This window comes from Streptomyces sp. NPDC104367 (assembly GCF_055583825.1).
The window spans coordinates 279,801-297,740 of record NZ_JBVJND010000005.1 but is presented as its reverse complement, the minus strand read 5'-3'; the positions used below and the strand labels follow the sequence as shown (position 1 = coordinate 297,740).

General features: G+C 71.5%; 23 protein-coding genes. 10 read left to right on the top strand and 13 right to left on the bottom strand.

Annotated elements, in window-relative coordinates; genetic code table 11:
* Nucleotides 1-5 precede the first annotated feature (5 nt).
* A complete protein-coding gene (locus ACZ619_RS10280) occupies nt 6-497 on the top strand; it encodes an inorganic diphosphatase (protein WP_469596598.1) in 492 nt (163 codons plus the stop codon).
* Nucleotides 498-660: 163 nt separating this feature from the next.
* Nucleotides 661-2,316 (top strand): threonine/serine exporter family protein, encoded by a 1,656-nt coding sequence (locus tag ACZ619_RS10275; protein ID WP_469596595.1) that lies wholly within the window; start codon nt 661-663, stop codon nt 2,314-2,316.
* Nucleotides 2,317-2,331: 15 nt separating this feature from the next.
* On the opposite strand, the gene ACZ619_RS10270 is transcribed toward ACZ619_RS10275, so the two are convergent.
* Nucleotides 2,332-3,213, bottom strand: a complete 882-nt coding sequence (locus ACZ619_RS10270; protein ID WP_469596593.1) for a DedA family protein — start codon at nt 3,211-3,213, stop codon at nt 2,332-2,334.
* Between the two features lie 309 nt (nt 3,214-3,522).
* On the opposite strand from ACZ619_RS10270, the gene ACZ619_RS10265 reads away from it, so the two are divergent.
* Together ACZ619_RS10265 and ACZ619_RS10260 are read left to right on the top strand one after the other, a co-directional pair.
* Complete coding sequence (locus ACZ619_RS10265; protein ID WP_469596591.1) at nt 3,523-4,809, top strand: ion channel protein; 1,287 nt, start codon at nt 3,523-3,525, stop codon at nt 4,807-4,809.
* A 27-nt stretch (nt 4,810-4,836) separates the two neighbouring features.
* Entirely contained in the window at nt 4,837-6,246 is a 1,410-nt protein-coding gene (locus ACZ619_RS10260) for a glutamate decarboxylase (protein WP_469596588.1), read from the top strand.
* A gap of 4 nt (nt 6,247-6,250) precedes the next feature.
* Here ACZ619_RS10260 and ACZ619_RS10255 read toward each other — a convergent pair whose 3' ends face one another.
* The 3 genes from ACZ619_RS10255 to ACZ619_RS10245 all read right to left on the bottom strand — a co-directional run bounded on the left by ACZ619_RS10255 (nt 6,251) and on the right by ACZ619_RS10245 (nt 9,313).
* Complete coding sequence (locus ACZ619_RS10255) at nt 6,251-6,802, bottom strand: DinB family protein (protein WP_469596586.1); 552 nt, start codon at nt 6,800-6,802, stop codon at nt 6,251-6,253.
* 114 nt (nt 6,803-6,916) lie between these two features.
* The gene (locus tag ACZ619_RS10250; protein WP_469596584.1) at nt 6,917-8,377 is read right to left on the bottom strand and encodes an aldehyde dehydrogenase family protein; all 1,461 of its coding nucleotides are present in this window, start codon (nt 8,375-8,377) and stop codon (nt 6,917-6,919) included.
* Between the two features lie 111 nt (nt 8,378-8,488).
* The gene (locus ACZ619_RS10245) at nt 8,489-9,313 is read right to left on the bottom strand and encodes a helix-turn-helix domain-containing protein (RefSeq protein WP_469596770.1); all 825 of its coding nucleotides are present in this window, start codon (nt 9,311-9,313) and stop codon (nt 8,489-8,491) included.
* A gap of 333 nt (nt 9,314-9,646) precedes the next feature.
* Here ACZ619_RS10245 and ACZ619_RS10240 point away from each other — a divergent pair, with 333 nt between their 5' ends.
* Nucleotides 9,647-10,147, top strand: a complete 501-nt coding sequence (locus ACZ619_RS10240; protein ID WP_469596582.1) for an ATP-binding protein — start codon at nt 9,647-9,649, stop codon at nt 10,145-10,147.
* A 90-nt stretch (nt 10,148-10,237) separates the two neighbouring features.
* Here ACZ619_RS10240 and ACZ619_RS10235 read toward each other — a convergent pair whose 3' ends face one another.
* The 8 genes from ACZ619_RS10235 to rpmG all read right to left on the bottom strand — a co-directional run bounded on the left by ACZ619_RS10235 (nt 10,238) and on the right by rpmG (nt 13,804).
* Nucleotides 10,238-10,507 carry a DUF397 domain-containing protein gene (locus ACZ619_RS10235; RefSeq protein WP_469596579.1) on the bottom strand — a complete coding sequence of 90 codons (270 nt, stop codon included), beginning with the start codon at nt 10,505-10,507 and terminating at the stop codon, nt 10,238-10,240.
* 150 nt (nt 10,508-10,657) lie between these two features.
* Nucleotides 10,658-11,131, bottom strand: coding sequence for an SRPBCC family protein (locus tag ACZ619_RS10230; RefSeq protein ID WP_469596576.1), 474 nt, complete (start codon nt 11,129-11,131; stop codon nt 10,658-10,660).
* On the bottom strand, nt 11,128-11,472 hold the full coding sequence (locus ACZ619_RS10225) for an ArsR/SmtB family transcription factor (RefSeq protein ID WP_469596573.1): 345 nt from the start codon (nt 11,470-11,472) through the stop codon (nt 11,128-11,130). Before ACZ619_RS10225 ends, ACZ619_RS10230 begins: the two co-directional genes overlap by 4 nt.
* Nucleotides 11,473-11,484: 12 nt before the next feature.
* The gene (locus tag ACZ619_RS10220; RefSeq protein ID WP_469596570.1) at nt 11,485-11,868 is read right to left on the bottom strand and encodes a VOC family protein; all 384 of its coding nucleotides are present in this window, start codon (nt 11,866-11,868) and stop codon (nt 11,485-11,487) included.
* Nucleotides 11,869-11,938: 70 nt separating this feature from the next.
* The gene (gene rpsR / locus ACZ619_RS10215; protein ID WP_469596567.1) at nt 11,939-12,178 is read right to left on the bottom strand and encodes a 30S ribosomal protein S18; all 240 of its coding nucleotides are present in this window, start codon (nt 12,176-12,178) and stop codon (nt 11,939-11,941) included.
* Nucleotides 12,179-12,185: 7 nt separating this feature from the next.
* On the bottom strand, nt 12,186-13,382 hold the full coding sequence (locus tag ACZ619_RS10210) for a CobW family GTP-binding protein (RefSeq protein ID WP_469596564.1): 1,197 nt from the start codon (nt 13,380-13,382) through the stop codon (nt 12,186-12,188).
* Nucleotides 13,382-13,630 carry a type B 50S ribosomal protein L31 gene (locus ACZ619_RS10205; protein WP_469596561.1) on the bottom strand — a complete coding sequence of 83 codons (249 nt, stop codon included), beginning with the start codon at nt 13,628-13,630 and terminating at the stop codon, nt 13,382-13,384. Before ACZ619_RS10205 ends, ACZ619_RS10210 begins: the two co-directional genes overlap by 1 nt.
* Nucleotides 13,631-13,639: 9 nt before the next feature.
* Nucleotides 13,640-13,804 (bottom strand): 50S ribosomal protein L33, encoded by a 165-nt coding sequence (gene rpmG / locus ACZ619_RS10200; RefSeq protein ID WP_184594658.1) that lies wholly within the window; start codon nt 13,802-13,804, stop codon nt 13,640-13,642.
* 63 nt (nt 13,805-13,867) lie between these two features.
* Between rpmG and rpmB the strand changes: the two genes are divergently transcribed.
* The 4 genes from rpmB (at nt 13,868) to ACZ619_RS10180 (ending at nt 15,704) form a co-directional block, all read left to right on the top strand.
* Nucleotides 13,868-14,104, top strand: a complete 237-nt coding sequence (gene rpmB, locus ACZ619_RS10195) for a 50S ribosomal protein L28 (RefSeq protein WP_469596557.1) — start codon at nt 13,868-13,870, stop codon at nt 14,102-14,104.
* 18 nt (nt 14,105-14,122) lie between these two features.
* Nucleotides 14,123-14,428, top strand: a complete 306-nt coding sequence (gene rpsN, locus ACZ619_RS10190; RefSeq protein ID WP_469596554.1) for a 30S ribosomal protein S14 — start codon at nt 14,123-14,125, stop codon at nt 14,426-14,428.
* Between the two features lie 153 nt (nt 14,429-14,581).
* Entirely contained in the window at nt 14,582-15,055 is a 474-nt protein-coding gene (locus tag ACZ619_RS10185; RefSeq protein ID WP_469596551.1) for a hypothetical protein, read from the top strand.
* A 133-nt stretch (nt 15,056-15,188) separates the two neighbouring features.
* On the top strand, nt 15,189-15,704 hold the full coding sequence (locus ACZ619_RS10180; protein ID WP_469596548.1) for a DUF4232 domain-containing protein: 516 nt from the start codon (nt 15,189-15,191) through the stop codon (nt 15,702-15,704).
* 29 nt (nt 15,705-15,733) lie between these two features.
* On the opposite strand, the gene ACZ619_RS10175 is transcribed toward ACZ619_RS10180, so the two are convergent.
* Nucleotides 15,734-16,864, bottom strand: a complete 1,131-nt coding sequence (locus ACZ619_RS10175) for a DUF2786 domain-containing protein (protein ID WP_469596546.1) — start codon at nt 16,862-16,864, stop codon at nt 15,734-15,736.
* Between the two features lie 219 nt (nt 16,865-17,083).
* Between ACZ619_RS10175 and ACZ619_RS10170 the strand changes: the two genes are divergently transcribed.
* Nucleotides 17,084-17,893 (top strand): Clp protease N-terminal domain-containing protein, encoded by an 810-nt coding sequence (locus ACZ619_RS10170; RefSeq protein ID WP_469596544.1) that lies wholly within the window; start codon nt 17,084-17,086, stop codon nt 17,891-17,893.
* The last annotated feature ends 47 nt before the right edge of the window (nt 17,894-17,940 follow it).

Sequence of the window (17,940 nt, the reverse complement as noted above, 5' to 3'; positions counted from 1 at the left end):
CACCGGTGGAGTTCGACGTCACGATCGAGATCCCGAAGGGTTCGCGGAACAAGTACGAGGTGGACCACGAGACCGGTCGGATCCGCCTGGACCGTCGCCTCTTCACCTCGACCGCCTACCCGACCGACTACGGCTTCGTCGAGAACACCCTCGGCGAGGACGGCGACCCGCTTGACGCGCTGGTCATCCTGGACGAGCCCACCTTCCCGGGCTGCCTGATCCGCTGCCGCGCGATCGGCATGTTCCGGATGACGGACGAGGCCGGCGGCGACGACAAGCTGCTGTGCGTTCCGGCGACCGACCCGCGTGTGGAGCACCTGCGCGACATCCACCACGTGTCGGAGTTCGACCGCCTGGAGATCCAGCACTTCTTCGAGGTCTACAAGGACCTGGAGCCCGGCAAGTCCGTCGAGGGCGCCAACTGGGTGGGCCGCACGGACGCCGAGGTGGAGATCGAGCGGTCGTACAAGCGCTTCAAGGAGTCCGGCGGTCACTGAGACCCCCGCACCCTTTCGGGAGACGGGCCGCACGCACGCGTGCGGCCCGTTTTGCGTGCCCGCCCCCGTGCCCCCGGGACGGGAGTCGGTTTCCGCGCCGTCCGAGCGGTCATGCGCATACTGAGACCTACGTGAAGGTGTTCGTTCAGGGAGCGTTACGACGGTGACGGAGGCGGAGGACCGCAAGCCCCGGTCGGACGAGGCGCGGTACGACCCGGAGATCACGTCCGAGTTCGCCGTGCCGGAGGGCATCGCGGTCCCCGAGGGCGGCGGTGAGCCGGAGACGACGTCGGAGTTCTCGGTGCCCGACGGGCTGGCGGTGCCGCAGGCGCCGGCCGCCGAGCCGGAGGGGTCGGCGTTCAGCACGCCGAGCGTCTACAGCGCCCAGGACGCCCCGCCCGCCTTCACGCCCGCCTCCGGTTTTCCCTCGGTCAGCCTGGTCAAGGACGCGCCCTGGCAGGACCGGATGCGCACGATGCTGCGCATGCCGGTGGCCGACCGGCCGGCCCCGGAGCAGGTGCAGAAGGCCGAGGAGGGCGGTCCCGCCGTCCCGCGCGTGCTCGACCTGACCCTGCGCATCGGCGAGCTGCTGCTGGCCGGCGGCGAGGGCGCGGAGGACGTGGAGGCCGCGATGTTCGCGGTCTGCCGGTCGTACGGGCTGGACCGCTGCGAGCCGAACGTCACCTTCACGCTGCTGGCGATCTCCTACCAGCCCTCGCTCGTCGACGACCCGGTGACGGCCTCCCGGACGGTACGGCGGCGCGGGACGGACTACACGCGCCTGGCGGCCGTGTTCCGGCTCGTGGACGACCTCACCGACCCCGAGACCCTGGTCTCCCTGGAGGAGGCCTACCGGCGGCTCGCGGAGATACGCCGCAACCGGCACCCGTACCCCGGCTGGGCGCTGACCGCCGCGAGCGGGCTGCTCGCGGGGGCGGCCTCGGTGCTGGTCGGCGGTGACCTGCTGGTGTTCGTGGCGGCGGCGATCGGCGCGATGCTCGGCGACCGGCTGGCGTGGCTGTGCGCGGGGCGGGGGCTGCCGGAGTTCTACCAGTTCATGGTGGCCGCGATGCCGCCGGCGGCGGTCGGGGTCGCGTTCGCGCTGGCCCACGTGGACGTCGCGGCGTCCGCCGTGGTCACCGGCGGGCTGTTCGCGCTGCTGCCCGGGCGGGCGCTGGTCGCGGGCGTCCAGGACGGCCTGACCGGCTTCTACATCACCGCCTCCGCGCGGCTGCTGGAGGTCATGTACTTCTTCGTCGGCATCGTCATCGGCGTGCTGACGGTCCTGTACTTCGGGGTGAAGCTGGGCGGCACTCTCAACCCTGACGTGGCGCTGGCCACCACCGAGCGGCCGCTGCTCCAGATCGCGGCGTCCATGGTGCTGTCGCTGACCTTCGCCGTCCTGCTCCAGCAGGAACGATCCACCGTGCTGGCCGTGACCCTCAACGGCGGTGTCGCGTGGTCGGTGTACGGCGCGATGCACTACGCCGGGGGCATCTCGCCGGTCGCCTCCACGGCCGTGGCGGCGGGGCTGGTCGGGCTGTTCGGGCAGTTGCTGTCGCGGTTCCGGTTCGCCTCCGCGCTGCCGTACACGACGGCGGCGATCGGGCCGCTGCTGCCCGGGTCGGCCACGTACTTCGGGCTGCTCTCGATGGCTCAGAACGAGATCGACAAGGGGCTGGTGTCGCTGGCCAAGGCGGCGTCCCTGGCCATGGCGATCGCCATCGGGGTCAACCTGGGCTCGGAGATCTCCCGGCTGACCCTGCGGGTGGGCTCGGCCGGCAAGCGGCGGGCCGCGAAGCGGACACGGGGGTTCTGAGCGCCCCGAGGCAGCTCAGGGGCGGTACTGCTGCTCCTCGTTGTACGGGTACTGCTGCTGGCCGTAGCCGTTCTGACCGTAGGAGTTCTGGCCGTAGCCGCCCTGGTCGTAGCCGCTCTGGTCGTAGCCGCCCTGGTCGTAGTACGGCTGCTGGGGCGGCTGGGGCTGCTGGGCGTACTGCTGCTGCGGGGTGTACGTCGGCTCGATCCGGCGGAGCTGGGTCGTGGCGTCGTCCATGACCGCAGGGGCCGGCTGCTCCTGGACCGGGGCGGCCTTCCTGCTCTGCGCGCGGGCCCGCAGGAACTCGATGGCGATCGGGACGACCGAGACGAGGACGATCAGGATGAGGATCGCCTCGATGTTGTTCTTGACGAAGTCGATCTTGCCGAGCCAGGAACCGAGCAGGGTGACGCCCGCGCCCCACAGGACGCCGCCGATGACGTTGAACGTCAGGAACGAGCGGTACGCCATGCCGCTGACGCCGGCGATGATCGGCGTGAACGTGCGGATCACGGGCACGAAGCGGGCCAGGATCAGGGACTTGGGGCCGTGCTTCTCGAAGAACTCGTGCGCCTTGGCGACGTTCTCCTGCTTGAAGAGGCGGGAGTCCGGGCGGTTGAAGAGCGAGGGCCCGACCTTCTTGCCGAACATGTAGCCCGCCTGGTCGCCGAGGACCGCGGCGAGGCAGATCAGGGCGATGGCACCCCAGAGCGGGAAGTCCAGTGTGTTCGCGGTGATCAGCATGCCGCAGGTGAACAGGAGGGAGTCACCGGGGAGGAAGAAGCCGATCAGCAGCCCGGACTCGGCGAAGACGACCAGGAGCAGGCCCCAGATGCCGAACGAGTCGAGCAGGTTGTTCGGATCCAGCCAGCTCGGGCCGAGGGCGAGCGTCATCACGGTTCCGGGCTCCTGAGGGGTGAGGGCACAGCGGGTTCCTTGTGCGGGCGCACAAAGCTATCAACGTAATGTGACTGCCCCAGGTTCCACCGGTGTCTCCGGGATGCACTGTGCGGCAGCCAGGAGAAGGCTGTGGGTCAGCCCGAGTGCCGTGCCGCGTTGGCCTCGATCGCCTCCTTCAGGTGCTCGGCCGGCCCCGGGGTCATCGAGTCGTGGAACGCCTTGAAGCGCTCGATCCTCACGCCGCGTGAGGTGCAAGCCCGTTCCGCTCGGGATGTTACGCCGGTTTTGTCCGCTTATGGTGGGCCCGTGGCTCAGGAGACCGCGCAACAGGCGCCCGGCACCGCCCCCGCGACACCCGCGCGCGCCCTGCTGCCGCTGATCCTGCCCTCCCTGGTGGTGGGGGTGGTGTCCAGCCTGCTCTTCGTCGGGGTGAGCGAGGCGGCCACCCAGCTCCAGCACGTGCTCTGGCAGAACCTGCCGGACGCGCTGGGCGTCGGGCGCTACTCGGTGTTCTGGATGTTCGTCGTGCTCGTCGGGACCGGCGTCGCGGTCGGCCTGGTGGTGTGGCTGGTGCCGGGGCACGCCGGGCCCGACCCCGCGACCATGGGCCTGAACGCGCCCGCGCTGCCGCCCGTGGTCCTGCCCGGCCTGCTGCTGGCGGCCGCGCTGATGCTGGCGGGCGGTCCCAGCCTGGGCCCGGAGAACCCGATCATCGCCGTGAACGTCGGGCTCGCGGTGTGGCTGGGCCGCCGCGTCTACCCCCGTACCCCGGCGCCGCTGTGGATGGGGCTGGCGGAGGCGGCGACGATCGGCGCGCTGTTCGGCACCCCGGTCGCGGCCGCGCTGGTCATCTCGGAGTCGCTGGCCGGCAAGCCGATGCGGGGGCTGATGTGGGACAACCTCTTCGCGCCGCTGGCGGCCGGGGCCGCGGGCGCGATGACCACCACCCTGGTCTCGCACCCGTCCTTCGACCTGCATCTGCCCCCGATCGGTCACCCGCGCTGGCCGGATCTGGTCTCCGCGCTGGCCGTCGCCTGCGTCGCGGCGCTGCTCGGGATGGGCGCCGTCCACGTCTTCCCGTACACGCACCGCGCCTTCGGGCGGCTGCGCCACCCGATGCTGATGCTCCCGGCGGGCGGTGTGGTGCTGGGCGCGCTGGCGGCCGTGGGCGGCCATCTGACGCTCTTCAAGGGGCTCGACGAGATCACGGTGCTGGCGGCCGACCCGGAGGGCTGGTCGGCCGGGCAGTTCGCCGTGATGACGGTGGTGAAGCTGGCCGCGCTGGTGGTGGCCGCGACCAGCGGCTTCCGCGGCGGCCGGATCTTCCCGGCCGTGTTCGTGGGCACCGCCCTGGGCCTGTGCGCGCACGCCCTGGTCTCCGCCGTCCACCCCGCGGTGGGCGTGGCGGCGGGCGTGCTGGGCATGCTCCTTGCCATCACCCGGCAGGGCTGGGTGAGCCTGTTCACGGCCGCGGCACTGGTCGCCTCGCCGACCATCCTCGCCCTGCTGTGCATCGCCTCGTTGCCGGCCTGGCTGCTGGTGACAGGACGGCCGCAGATGCAGCTGCGGGAGGACGGCACCGCCGTCCGCTGACCCATTTCCCTCTGGAGGCACACGTTCATGCCACTGCACAAAGGACCCGAGAAGCACCAGGAACGGCCGATGTCCGTCAACCCGTTCTTCGGGGAGGCGAACCCGGTCGGCGGCATGACCGAGGCTCCGCCCACGCACCGGCTGCCGGACTCCCCGCTGCCGCCGTCGACCGCGTACCAGCTGGTCCACGACGAGCTGATGCTGGACGGCAACGCCCGGCTGAATCTGGCCACCTTCGTCACCACCTGGATGGAACCGCAGGCCGGGGTGCTGATGGCGGAGTGCACGGACAAGAACATGATCGACAAGGACGAGTACCCGCGCACCGCCGAACTGGAGCGGCGCTGTGTGGCGATGCTCGCCGACCTGTGGAACGCGCCCGACCCGGCGGCCGCCGTCGGCTGTTCGACGACCGGGTCCAGCGAGGCCTGCATGCTGGCCGGCATGGCGCTCAAGCGCCGCTGGATGCGGCGCAACGCCGACCGCTACCCGGGCAGCGCGCGACCGAACCTGATCATGGGCATCAACGTGCAGGTCTGCTGGGAGAAGTTCTGCAACTTCTGGGAGGTGGAGGCACGGTTCGTCCCGATGGACGGCGACCGCTACCACCTGGACCCGCAGGCCGCCGCCGACCTCTGCGACGAGAACACCATCGGGGTCGTCACCATCCTCGGCTCCACCTTCGACGGGTCGTACGAGCCGGTCGCCGACCTCTGCGCCGCCCTGGACGCGCTCCAGGAGCGCACCGGGATCGACGTCCCGGTCCATGTGGACGGGGCCTCCGGCGGGATGATCGCCCCCTTCGTCGACGAGGACCTGGTGTGGGACTTCCGGCTCCCGCGCGTGGCGTCGATCAACACCTCGGGGCACAAGTTCGGCCTGGTCTACCCGGGCGTCGGCTGGGCACTGTGGCGGGACAAGGAGTCGCTGCCCGAGGAGCTGGTCTTCCGGGTCAACTACCTGGGCGGCGACATGCCCACCTTCGCACTCAACTTCTCCCGCCCCGGCGCCCAGGTCGTCGCGCAGTACTACACGTTCCTGCGCCTGGGCCGGGACGGATACCGCGCGGTGCAGCAGACCTCGCGGGACGTGGCGACCGGGCTCGCCGACCGCATCGAGGCGCTCGGCGACTTCCGGCTGCTGACGCGGGGCGACGAGCTGCCCGTGTTCGCCTTCACCACCGCCGACCACGTGACGGCGTACGACGTCTTCGACGTGTCCCGGCGGATGCGCGAGGGCGGCTGGCTGATTCCGGCCTACACCTTCCCGGCGAACCGGGAGGATCTGTCGGTGCTGCGGGTGGTGTGCCGCAACGGCTTCTCGAAGGACCTGGCCGACCTGTTCATCGAGGACCTGACCCGGCTGCTGCCGGAGCTGCGCCGCCAGCCGCATCCGCAGGTCAGGGACAAGGACGCGGCCACCGGCTTCCACCACTGAGCGGCTAGGGGGCCTGCTCCCCCGCCTGCTCCAGGGCCACCAGCTCGAAGGCGGTCCTGCCGTCCAGGGACTCGCGGATGATGTCGGCGTGGCCCGCGTGCCGGGCGGTCTCGCGGATCAGGTGGAGGCAGACCCAGCGCACGGAGACCCGGCCCTCCGGCGGGAACCAGGGCTGCGACGGGAGCGGGAAGGTGTCGTCGAGGCTGGGGACGGAGCGGATGAACTTCTCCGTCTCGGCGGCGACCTGCTCCCAGTGGGCGAGCTGCGAGGCCACCGTCTCGTCGCCGACCAACTGGAAGGTCTCGTGCCAGTTCGACTGGTCGCGCTGGATCGCCGGCGCCTCCTGCCTGGCGCGGGCGATCCAGCTCTGCTCGACCTCGGCGACGTGCTTGAGCAGGCCGGCCAGGGACAGCTCGCTCGCGCTGGGCCTGCTCGCCGCCTGCTCGTCCGTCAGCCCGAGGAGCGCCCGGCGGATACCGCCCCGCTGCTCCTCGATGAAGGAGAGCAGCGCGCCGCGCTCGTCGCCGCGGGCTTCCGCGAGAACGTGAGTGACCATGACCGGCCGCCTTTCGTCGGTTCCCGCCGGGGCCTCGCTTGCCCCGGCACCGACGAAGCTACGGGCCCTTTAGGTCAGATCCTGTCCCCAAGGGCCCGGAAGCCTCCGGAAGGACTAGAAGGGGAAGCCGCTGCGGCCGTGCTGGACCGAGATCCACTTCAGGGTGGTGAAGGCGTCCACGGTCGCCTCGCCGTTCAGGCGGCCGGTGCCGGAGTGCTTCTCGCCGCCGAAGGGCACGAGCGGCTCGTCGTGGACGGTGCCGTCGTTGACGTGGAACATGCCGGTGTCGATCTGCTTGGCGAAGGCCACACCCCGCTCGACGTCCCCGGTGTGCACGGCGCCGCTGAGGCCGTACGGGGTGTCGTTGACGATGCGGACGGCCTCCTCCTCGCCGTCGAAGGGGATGAGGAAGGCGACCGGGCCGAAGACCTCCTGGCGGAGCAGGGCGGAGTCGGCGGGCACACCGGTGAGGACCGACGGCTCGACCAGGTTCTCGGTGGTGGTGCCGTGCAGCAGGGCCGTGGCGCCCTCCGCGACGGCCTGCTCGACCGTGGCCGAGAGCGACTCCGCCTGCTGGGAGTTGATGACCGGGCCGATGACCGTCTGCGGGTCGCGCGGGTCGCCGGCCTTGAGGGTCCGCACCTTGGCGACGAACTTCTCGGTGAACTCGTCGGCGATCGAGCGGTCGACCAGCACCCGGTTGGCGGCCATGCAGACCTGGCCCTGGTGGACGTACCGGCTGAAGACCGCCGCGTCGACCGCGTATTCGATGTCGGCGTCGTCGAGGACCACGATCGCGCTGTTGCCGCCCAGTTCGAGCACCGCGCGCTTGAAGAGCGAGGCGCAGACGGTGGCCACGTGGCGGCCGACCTTGTCGGAACCGGTGAAGGAGATGACCTTCGGGATGGGGTGCTCGATGAAGGCGTCGCCGATCTCGGCGATGTCGGTGACGACGACGTTGAGCAGACCGCCGGGCAGGCCGGCGTCCTCGAAGATCTTCGCGACCAGGGTGCCGCCGACGATCGGGGTGTTCTGGTGCGGCTTGAGGACCACGCCGTTGCCGAGCGCGAGGGCCGGGGCGACCGACTTGATCGACAGCAGGAAGGGGAAGTTGAAGGGGCTGATCACACCCACGACACCGACCGGGACGCGGTAGAGGCGGTTCTCCTTGCCGTCCACCGGGGAGGGCAGGATCCGGCCTTCGGGGCGCAGCGCCCACTGGATCGACTCGCGCAGGAACTCCTTGGCGAGGTGCAGTTCGAAGGCGGCCTTCAGATGCGTGCCGCCGAGTTCGGCGATGATCGCCTCGGTGATCTCGCCCTCGCGCTCCTCGATGATCCGCAGGGCCTTCTCGAAGACTGCACGGCGGGCGTAGGGGCTGGTGGCGGCCCATTCCTTCTGGACGCGGGCGGCCGCCCGGTAGGCCTCGTCGATCTCCTCGACCGCCGCGATGGTGATCGACGCCAGTTTCTCGCCGTCGTACGGGTTGAAGTCGATGATGTCCCAGGAGCCGGCTCCCGGGCGCCACTCACCGTCGATGTACTGCTGGGCCAGTTCGGAGAAGTACGACGACATGTGATCCCCAAATCACTAAGCAGACTTGATCGACATCACGGTCTGATCACGCGTCATCGTACTTGTGTCACAAGGAAGTTGGGGACGGAGAGCGAACTTCTGGGCAGAGCCCTAGGAAAGCTGGAGCAGCCCCCGCAGCAGATCCCGGCTCTCGGCCGGACCCGGGCTGTCCTGCTGGAGTTCCTTCAGCGCCAGCTCGTACTGGGCGACGTCCTCGCGCTTGTCGAGGTAGAGGGCGCTGGTGAGCTGCTCCAGGTAGACCACGTCGGAGAGGTCGGACTCCGGGAAGCTCAGGATCGTGAAGGCGCCGCTCTCCCCGGAGTGCCCGCCGAAGCCGAACGGCATGATCTGCAGCCGCACGTTGGGGTACTCGGAGATCTCGATGAGGTGCTGGAGCTGACCGCGCATCACCTCGCGGTCGCCGTAGGGCCGGCGCAGCGCCGCCTCGTCGAGGACGATGTGGAAGTCGGGGGCGTTTTCGGCCACCAGGTACTTCTGCCGCTCCAGGCGCAGCGTGACCCGGCGCTCCACGTCCGCCTCGCCCGCCCCCTTCATACCGCGCCGCACCACGGCGCGCGCGTACTCCTCGGTCTGGAGCAGGCCGTGCACGAACTGCACCTCGTACGCGCGGATCAGATGCGCCGCGCCCTCCAGGCCCACATAGGTGGGGAACCAGCTCGGCAGGACGTCCGAGTAACTGTGCCACCAGCCCGCCACGTTGGCCTCCCGGGCGAGGGAGAGGAGCGACTCGCGCTCGACCTCGTCGGTGATGCCGTACAGCGTCAGCAGGTCTTCCACGTCCCTCGTCTTGAAGCTCACCCGGCCCAGCTCCATCCGGCTGATCTTCGACTCGGAGGCGCGGATCGAGTAACCCGCCGCCTCACGCGTGATCCCCCGGGCTTCGCGCAGCCGCCTGAGTTGCGAGCCGAGCAGCATTCGCCGCACCACCGATCCGGGCTCTCCCGCGCTCACGTTCGCCAGCCTCCCCAACCGTCCTCAGGGCCCGCAGTCTGCCACTAAAACACTTCGAGCTGTACTCGTCCGGTTACGGAAACGGAAAGCGGCCAAAGTTTAATCACAGGAAAGTGCAAGCAGGTAGTGAGCCAAGGGCAGCAAGTTGGCGGAAAAAATGGCCAACAAGCGGTACGGGAGGGTCCAATTCGGTCGCGTGCACGTGCATCTGCCCTTGCATCTGCTGTACGCATCCGAAACCATGGTCTCGCGCCACCGCTGCATCGCAACGACCGCGAATTCCCGGGAGTGCCTCGCATGGGGACGAATGGATCGACCATGCTCAAGCCATTACGGCAGGGCCTTCCGCCGCTTGATCCCGCGGCCGTGTCCAACGCCGCCTCCTGCGCCCTGCCGGCCCGCTACGAAGCCGTGCGCGAAGCCCGCCTGTTCACCCGCAGGACGCTCGGCCAGTGGGACGTGGGCGACCGCTTCGACGACGTCTGCCTCGTGGTCTCGGAGCTGGTCACCAACGCCCTGCGGCACGCGGTGCCGGGCGAGCCCGAGTGTGCGGTGGCACCGCAGACCCCGGCGGTCCGGCTGCACCTGCTGCGCTGGACGGAGCGGCTGGTGTGCGCGGTGCGCGACCCCAGCCACGCCACTCCGGCCCCGCGCGACTCGGACGACTTCTCGGCGGAGTCGGGCCGCGGGCTGTTCCTGGTCGACTCGTTCAGCGACAGCTGGGGCTGGCACCCGCTCGCGGGCACCCTCAGCGGCAAGGTGGTCTGGGCGCTGTTCCGGCTCCAGCCGGACGAGTAGTGGAACCCGGCGTCTCAGGACGCCGGGTTTCTACGCGCGTTACCGGGCAGTGCGCACCGAATGCACCGGGTTGTCCCCGGTGCGCCGGCGTCAGCCCACGATCAGGTGGTCGAACTCGCCGTCCTTGACGCCGAGGAGCATCGCCTCGATCTCGGCACGCGTGTAGACGAGGGCCGGCCCGTCCGGGAACCGCGAGTTGCGGACCGCCACGTCACCGCCCGGCAGCCGCGCGAACTCGACGCAGGAACCCTGCGAGTTGCTGTGCCTGCTCTTCTGCCAGGCCACTCCGTCCAGCTGCGTGGCAGCCATGCCGTTGTACACGTCAAACCCCCCGTACACGCCGTCAACGTCGAGGTCCACAGGTCGCTCCCCGGTGGTGCACTAACTGGCTGATGTGACCATTGATGTAGTGGTCAACTGACCCGGATCATAACCCTGTTCACGTGCAGATGCATGAGCAGATGCACGTGCACGGGGGGTGTTCCTGCGGTTACAGGTTTGACGTCCGCTTTACCCGAGCCGTTCCAGCGTCTGCCCCAGAGCTGCCCAGACATGCGAGCGCCAGCCCCCGTCCATGATCCTCCGCGCCAGCATCTGCACCGGGTCGTCCGGCTCGAACCCCTGGTGCACTAGGAAGAGACGCGTACCGCGGCCCTCCTGTTCCAGCGTCCAGGTGATGGTCCAGTCCGCGAGATTGGCCGGATCGGGATCGGACCAGCGGACGGACAGCATCCGCTCCCGGTCGTAGGCGAGAACCTGCACGTCGACGACGCCGGAGAAGCGGGTGTGGGGACGCGGGACCGAGGTCATCCGGTACCGGTGGCCGACCTCCAGCCGGAAGTTCTCGGCACCGCGCATCTGCCACTGCACGAGCAGTCCGGGCTCGGTGAGGGCGCGCCAGACCTTGGCGGGCGGATGCGGAAGGAACTGGTCCACGCGGATGGCGGTGAGGTCGTCGGCGCCGGGGGGCGGTTCGCTCGTCATGGCCGCTCGTCGTCGGGCATGCGGTCGAGGAGCGCGCCGAGGTCGAGCAACCGGTCGCGCCAGAACCGCTCGTAGGGGTGGAGCCAGTCCTGGAGGCCGGCGAGGGGGGCCGCCTCCAGGCGGTAGATGCGCCGGCGGCCGGCGCGCTGCTCGGAGACGAGGCCGGCCTCCCGGAGCACCCTGAGGTGTTCCGAGAGGCTGGGGCGGCGCATGTCGAAGTGGTCGGCCAGGGCCTGGACCGGCTGGGGCCCGCCGTCCCGCAGCAGCCGCAGCACCTCACGCCGGGTGCCGTTGGCGAGCGCGGCGAAGACCCGGTCCTCGACGGCGCCGGTCGTGGTCATGCCCGGTTCCTCCTACTGGTCCTGGGCGGCCTCCGTGAGCAGCATCAGGGTGTTGCCGTCCGGGTCCCGGAAGGAGGCCATGCGGCCCCACGGGAACGCGTCCGGCCCCTGTACGCCGGTGCCCGCCGCCGCGAGCCGCGCGCAGTCGGCGTCGACATCGGTCGTCACCCACATGATCCCCCGAGCCGAGCCGGGCTCGGAACCGCCCATGCCCGGACCGGAGAGGGTGAAGACGGTCTGCGCGCCCTCGGGGGCGACCTGGAGCCGGCGGCCCTGGGGCGTTCGGAGGTCCGCGGTGACCTCGAAGCCGAGCAGGTCCCGGTAGAAGCGCAGGGCACGGTCCTGGTCGGCGACGGGGAGGGTGACGAAGGAGGCGTGGGTGATGTGCGTGCTCATGGAGAAAACAATAGGTAGGCGTTTCCCTACGGGTCAAGCGTAGGGAAACACCTACCTATTGACGGACGGATCAGCGGCCGGGCGGCCCGTACGGCAGCAGGGCCATCTCCCGGGCGTTCTTGACCGCCCGGGCCAGCAGCCGCTGCTGCTGGGCGGAGACCCGGGTGACGCGGCGGCTGCGGATCTTCCCGCGGTCGGAGACGAACTTCCGCAGCAGGTCGGTGTCCTTGTAGTCGATGTAGTCGATCCCGGCCCGGTCCAGCGGGTTCGGCCGGTCCTTCACCGGCTTGCGGTCGGTCTTGCGGGGCATGGCGGGGTCAGACCTCCAGGAGGGTGTCGAAGGCGGGCGGGAGCCGTTTCCAGGCGTCGCGCCCGGCGGCGTACTCGGCGTCGGTCAGCAGGCAGGACTCCAGCAGCCGCTCCAGCCCGTCGCGGTCGAGGCCGGGGGACGTGAAGACCAGGTGCTGGCAGCAGTCGCCGTGCTCCGGGTGCCAGTCCAGCGCGGCGGCGGCCCGGCGCACGGGCGGGACCAGTTCCCAGGCCGCGTCGGGGAGGGAGGCCAGCCAGGGTCCCGCGCTCTCCACGCACAGGGCGCCGCCGGCCGCGTCCCAGTGCAGCAGCGCGTCGGGCCGGTCGGCGAGCCAGAACCGGCCCCGGCTGCGGGCGGCGGCGCAGGTCAGGTCCTCCAGCGCCGCGTACAGCCGCTCGGGGTGGAAGGGCCGGCTGCGGTGCCAGACCAGGGTGGCGACGCCGTGGCCGTCCGCCTCGGCGGGCAGCAGGGCGCAGGCCGGATGCTGGGCGGCGGCGGCCGCCTCCACGTCGAAGCCGCCGAGCGCGGCCCGGGCCAGCGTGCCGTCCGGCGTCCCGGCGGGGCCCGCCGGGCCCCCTGGGTGGCCGCCCCGGAGGGGGACCCGGCGGGCTGTCGGATGGAGCTGCGCGAGCAGCTCGTGGTCCTCGTCGTCGGCCTCCGGGGAGTCGGCGACGGCGAGGACGGGGGCGTACTCCAGCTGCCGGGCGAAGGTGTCGGCCACCGTGCGCCGGTCGGTGGCGGCCGCGGCGAGGCCGGCATCGGCGAGGTCGTCGCCGTTGCCCAGGTACGGCAGCAGCAGCGCCGGGTCGACGGCGGTGATCACGCCGGTCACGGTGAGGCCGCCGGCGACGACCACCTCGGCCATCGCCTTGGGCTCGACGGAGTCCCAGAGCTCGACGACCGCGAGGGCGGTGGCGCCGTCCCCGGCGAGCCGCCGCAGCTCGGGCACCAGGTCCTCGCGCAGGGCGCAGCACGCGCAGTCGTCGACCAGGGGCGTGTCACCGGCGGAGAGGATCCCGGTGGCGTCCCGCACGGTCCGTACGACGGTGCCGTCGGCGGCCGTGGAGAGGTCGTGGTGGAGTACGACGCTCCCCGGGACGTCGGCGAGCAGCCGGGCGACGGCGGCCCTGCGGGCGTCGGCGTGCAGCCCGCCGACGATCACGACGGGGAGCGGGGTGTCGGGGGTCGGGGCGGCCGGGGACATCAGCCCTGCTTCCCGTAGCGCCGCTCGAAGCGCTCGACGCGTCCGGCGGTGTCCAGGACCCGGGCGGTGCCGGTGCAGAAGGGGTGGCTGACGTCGGAGATCTCGACGTCGACCACGGGGTGGGTCCGGCCGTCCGCCCACTCGACCGTCTTCTCGCTCGTCATGGTGGAGCGGGTGAGGAAGGCGTGGCCGGCGGCACGGTCACGGAACACGACGGGCCGGTAGTCCGGGTGGATTCCCTTGCGCATGACGGTGGTTCAGCGCTCCTCTCGGAAGTCGACGTGCCGGCCGGCGACCGGGTCGAACTTGCGCAGGGTCATGCGGTCCGGATCGTTGCGGCGGTTCTTGCGGGTCACGTAGGTGTAGCCGGTCCCCGCCGTGGACCGGAGCTTGATGACCGGACGGAGTTCGTTGCGTGCCATGGCTGCTATCTTACTGAAAATGAATCCCATTAGCGCTAACTGAACGAGGAGACGTACGTCACCATGTCCGCGCACTGCATGCTGACCGGCGCCCGGCCCGGCTTCGGCAACCGGATCTCGCACTCCCACCGGCGGACCTCCCGCCGTTTCGACCCGAACATCCAGACCAAGCGCTACTGGCTGGCCGGCGAGGGCCGGCACGTCCGGCTGCGGCTGAGCGTGCGGGCGATCAGGACGGTCGACACGATCGGGGTGGAGGCGGCCGTGGCCCGTATCCGCGCCCGGGGCGTGAAGGTCTGAGGGGGACGGGGAACCGATATGGCGAAGAAGAGCAAGATCGCGAAGAACGAGCGGCGGCGGCGCACCGTCGCCCGCCACGCCGCCCGCCGGGCCGAGCTGAAGGAGATCCTCCGGCGGCCGTCCGCCACCGAGGCCGAACGGCTCGCCGCCCGGCGTGAGCTGGACCGGCAGCCGCGCGACGCGAGCGCCACCCGGGTGCGCAACCGCGACCAGGTGGACGGCCGGCCGCGGGGTTACTTCCGCGCCTTCGGCCTGTCCCGGCTGAATCTGCGGGACCAGGCCCACAGCGGATACCTACCCGGCGTACGCAAGTCCTCCTGGTGAGTCCTGGTAGCTTGCCGCTGTCGTCCGGGCGGCCGGACGGCCCACCGGCTACACCTTGGGAGCGTTGCGGTGACTACGGCTTCGGCATCGGCTTCAGCGTCGGCTTCGGCTTCGGCTTCGGCTTCGGCGGCCACGGGTGCGGCGCGTACGGCGGTGCGGACCGCCGGCGCGGCCGTGGGGCTGGTGGGCGTGCTCGCGCTGAGCGCGTGCGGCGGCGGCGGTGACTCCGGCGGCTCCTCGGCCACCGCGTCGGCCACGTCGTCCGCGGCCGCGAGCGCCGGGGGCGGCTCGGAGAGCGGCACGGCCTCCTCCGACGCGCTCCAGGGCAGCTGGATCACCACGAGCGGCGGCAAGATCGTCGCGCTGGTGGTCACCGGCAAGGAGGCCGGGCTCTTCGAGACCGGCGGGTCCGTGTGCAGCGGGACCGCCGGTGAGGAGGCCGGGATGCGGATGATCCACCTCAGCTGCACCGACGGCGCCAAGGACCGGGTCACCGGAATGGTCGACACGGTCAGCAGGAGCAGCATCGAGGTCACCTGGTCCGGGAAGACCGGCACGGAGACCTACACCAAGGCCGAGGGCGGGAAGCTGCCCTCCGGGCTGGCCACGGCCGGCACCGGGCAGTAGCACCGGCCCGACCGGGTCCGCGGACCGGTACGGGTCCACTCGAAAGCGGCCGGTGGCGGGGGTGCGCGAGCGGGACCCGGGCCGGGGCGTGATGATGCTGGGACACCGCCACGACCTCGATGGGGATCTGCACATGCGCGCCATTCCGCTCACCGTCACCGCTCTCGCCGCCGCTCTCGCCCTGACCGCCTGCGGCAACGACGGCGACGGTTCCAGCAGCAAGAACAGCTCGGCCTGCGAGATCGGCAAGGTCTCCGTCCAGGTCGGCTCCGCGAGCGTGGCGCCGGCCGCGGGGGACACCGGCGAGGTGCCGGTGAGCATCACCAACCAGAGCGCGCCGTGCACGCTGGACGGCTTCCCGGGCCTCACCCTGAAGGCGGACGGCACGTCCGCCGCGGTCTCCGCGCAGTCGGGCGCCAAGACCGAGAAGATCAAGCTGGCCAAGGGGGACTCGGCGGCCTTCTCGATCAGCTACGTACGGGGCGAGGACGGCGCCGCGACGAGCCTGGCGGCGACCTCGATGACGGTGTCGCTGCCGGGGAGCGACGCGACGCAGAGCTTCCCGTGGAAGTACGGGGCCGTGGCGGGCAAGGGGTCGGCGCAGAAGCCGGACGCGACGGTGGGCGCGTTCCAGGTGGCCGGGGACTGACGGCGCCGGGAGGGCCGCGGCGGGGCGCCCTAGGGGAGCCGGGAACGGGAGCGGACCTGGGCGCGGTCCGCCGCCTTCCGGCCCTCCGTCCAGCCCGCCTCGTCGGTCACACCGCGCAGGCGGGTCGTGGTGGTCTCCGGGAACATCCGCGCCGTGCGTTCGGTGACGGCCGTCTCGCGGGTGGCCAGGACCGGGAGCAGGTCCCGGGCCGCCTCGGACTCGGCCACCGCGGCCTGCGCGGCGGCCGCCAGCCGGTCGCCGACGCGGTGGGCGTAGGCCGCGAGGAAGGACTGGCGGAAGGTCTTGGTGCGTCTGCGGCCGCCCGCCCGCTGCGCGGCCTCCGCCTTCGCCATCGCGTGCGTGGCCTGCACCAGCAGCGAGGTGTGCAGGAGTTCGACCGCCTCCAGGTCCGCCTCGAAGCCGACGACCGTGGAGAAGGCCAGCGGTTCGTTCCACACCGCGCGGCAGTGGTTGGCCGTGGCGACCGCGTCCAGCAGCACCGCCTTGGCCTGCTCGTACGGCGGCTCGACCCCGATGCGCCAGGCTCCGGGCGTGTCCGGCGCGGGCGCCCCGGCGGCGAGCAGCGCCTCGTCGACGCTGTGCCGGGCCATCAGCTCCTGCGCCTTGGCGCTGAGCGCCTCGGCCTCCTCGGGGTAGCCGGTCGCCTCGGCCTTGGCGAGCAGCGCGCGGATCCGGGTGAGCATGCGGGACTCGGGCCGGTGCGCGTCCGCGCGCGGTCCGGGCTCGTCCAGGGGTTCCAGCGAGGGCAGCCGCAGCAGCAGCCGGTACAGCTCCAGGACCGCGGTGGCGTGCGAGAAGCGGTCGCCCACGCGTGCGTGGCCGTCCGGCAGGGCGTCCAGCTGGGCCTGCCAGCGCGGGCCCCGGGCCCGGTCGTCCGGCAGCTGCGCGCGGATCAGCCCGGCGGCGAGGCGGACGTGCGGGTCGTCCAGCTCGCGGCGCACCAGCCGTACGACGTCGGCGGGCTGCCAGCCGCGCCGCCAGGCCGCCGCGACGAACTCCCGGCCCCGGCGATCGAGTTCGCCGTCCGCGCCGGTGTCGGCCGCGAGGAGGGACGCGCCCGTGTCGAGGCCGGAGTCGGTGTCGTCGTACAGGGCGGCCTGGAAGGCTCGGTCGACGGTGCTGGGCTCGCTGCTGGTCACACGTCGATCGTGCCATGCGGCACGGACGGCGGGCGGCGGCCGTCCACACCCTGTGGACAACTGTCTGGGCGGCACGGGCGGGCGGTCGGGCGGGCGGATGGTCGGCCGGTCGGATGGTCGGGCGGTCGGGCGGCGGGCGGCGGGCGGCGGGCGGCGGGCGGCGGGAGCGAGTGTCAACTTCGGGTTGACAGTGATGGGGTGTCAACTTACGGTTGACGCATGGCGACCCATTCGACCACCACGGCATCCGTACGCCTCGACGACCTCATCGAGGCGATCAAGAAGGTTCACCCCGAACCCCTCGACCAGCTCCAGGACGCGGTGATCGCCGCCGACCACCTGGACGACGTGGCCGACCACCTGATCGGTCACTTCGTCGACCAGGCCCGGCGCTCCGGCGCGTCCTGGACCGAGATCGGCAAGAGCATGGGCGTGACCAGGCAGGCGGCGCAGAAGCGCTTCGTACCGAAGGAGTCCGCCGACCTCGACCCGAGCCAGGGCTTCGACCGCTACACCCCGCGCGCGCGGCACGTGGTCATGGCGGCCCACGACGAGGCGCTCGCGGCCCGCAACCCGGAGGGCCGCCCCGAGCACCTCGTCCTCGGCCTGCTGTCCGAACCGGACGGCATCGCGGCGAAGGCGATCCTCGCGCAGGGCGTCCTGCTCGACACCGTGCGCCAGGCCGCGGCCGCCGCGCTCCCGCCGGCCGCGGAGGACGTCCCCGAGCTCGTCCCCTACGGCCCCGAGGCGAAGAAGGCCCTCGAACTCACCTTCCGCGAGGCTCTGCGCCTCGGCCACAACTACGTCGGCACCGAGCACCTGCTGCTGGCCCTCCTCGAACACGAGAACGGCGAGGGCGTCCTCAACGGCCTCGGCGTCACCAAGCCGGCGACCGAGGCGTACGTCGCCAAGGTCCTGGCGCCGCTCGCGGAGCAGAAGAACGCGGCGGCCGAGGCGGCGGGCGCGGCGGAGGGCACCGGCGGCGCGGGACAGGGCACCGGCGGCGCGGAGCAGGGTCCGGCGGACTGAGAACGGGTCCGCCCAGGACACGAAACCCGCAGGCCGAAGCCATTGTC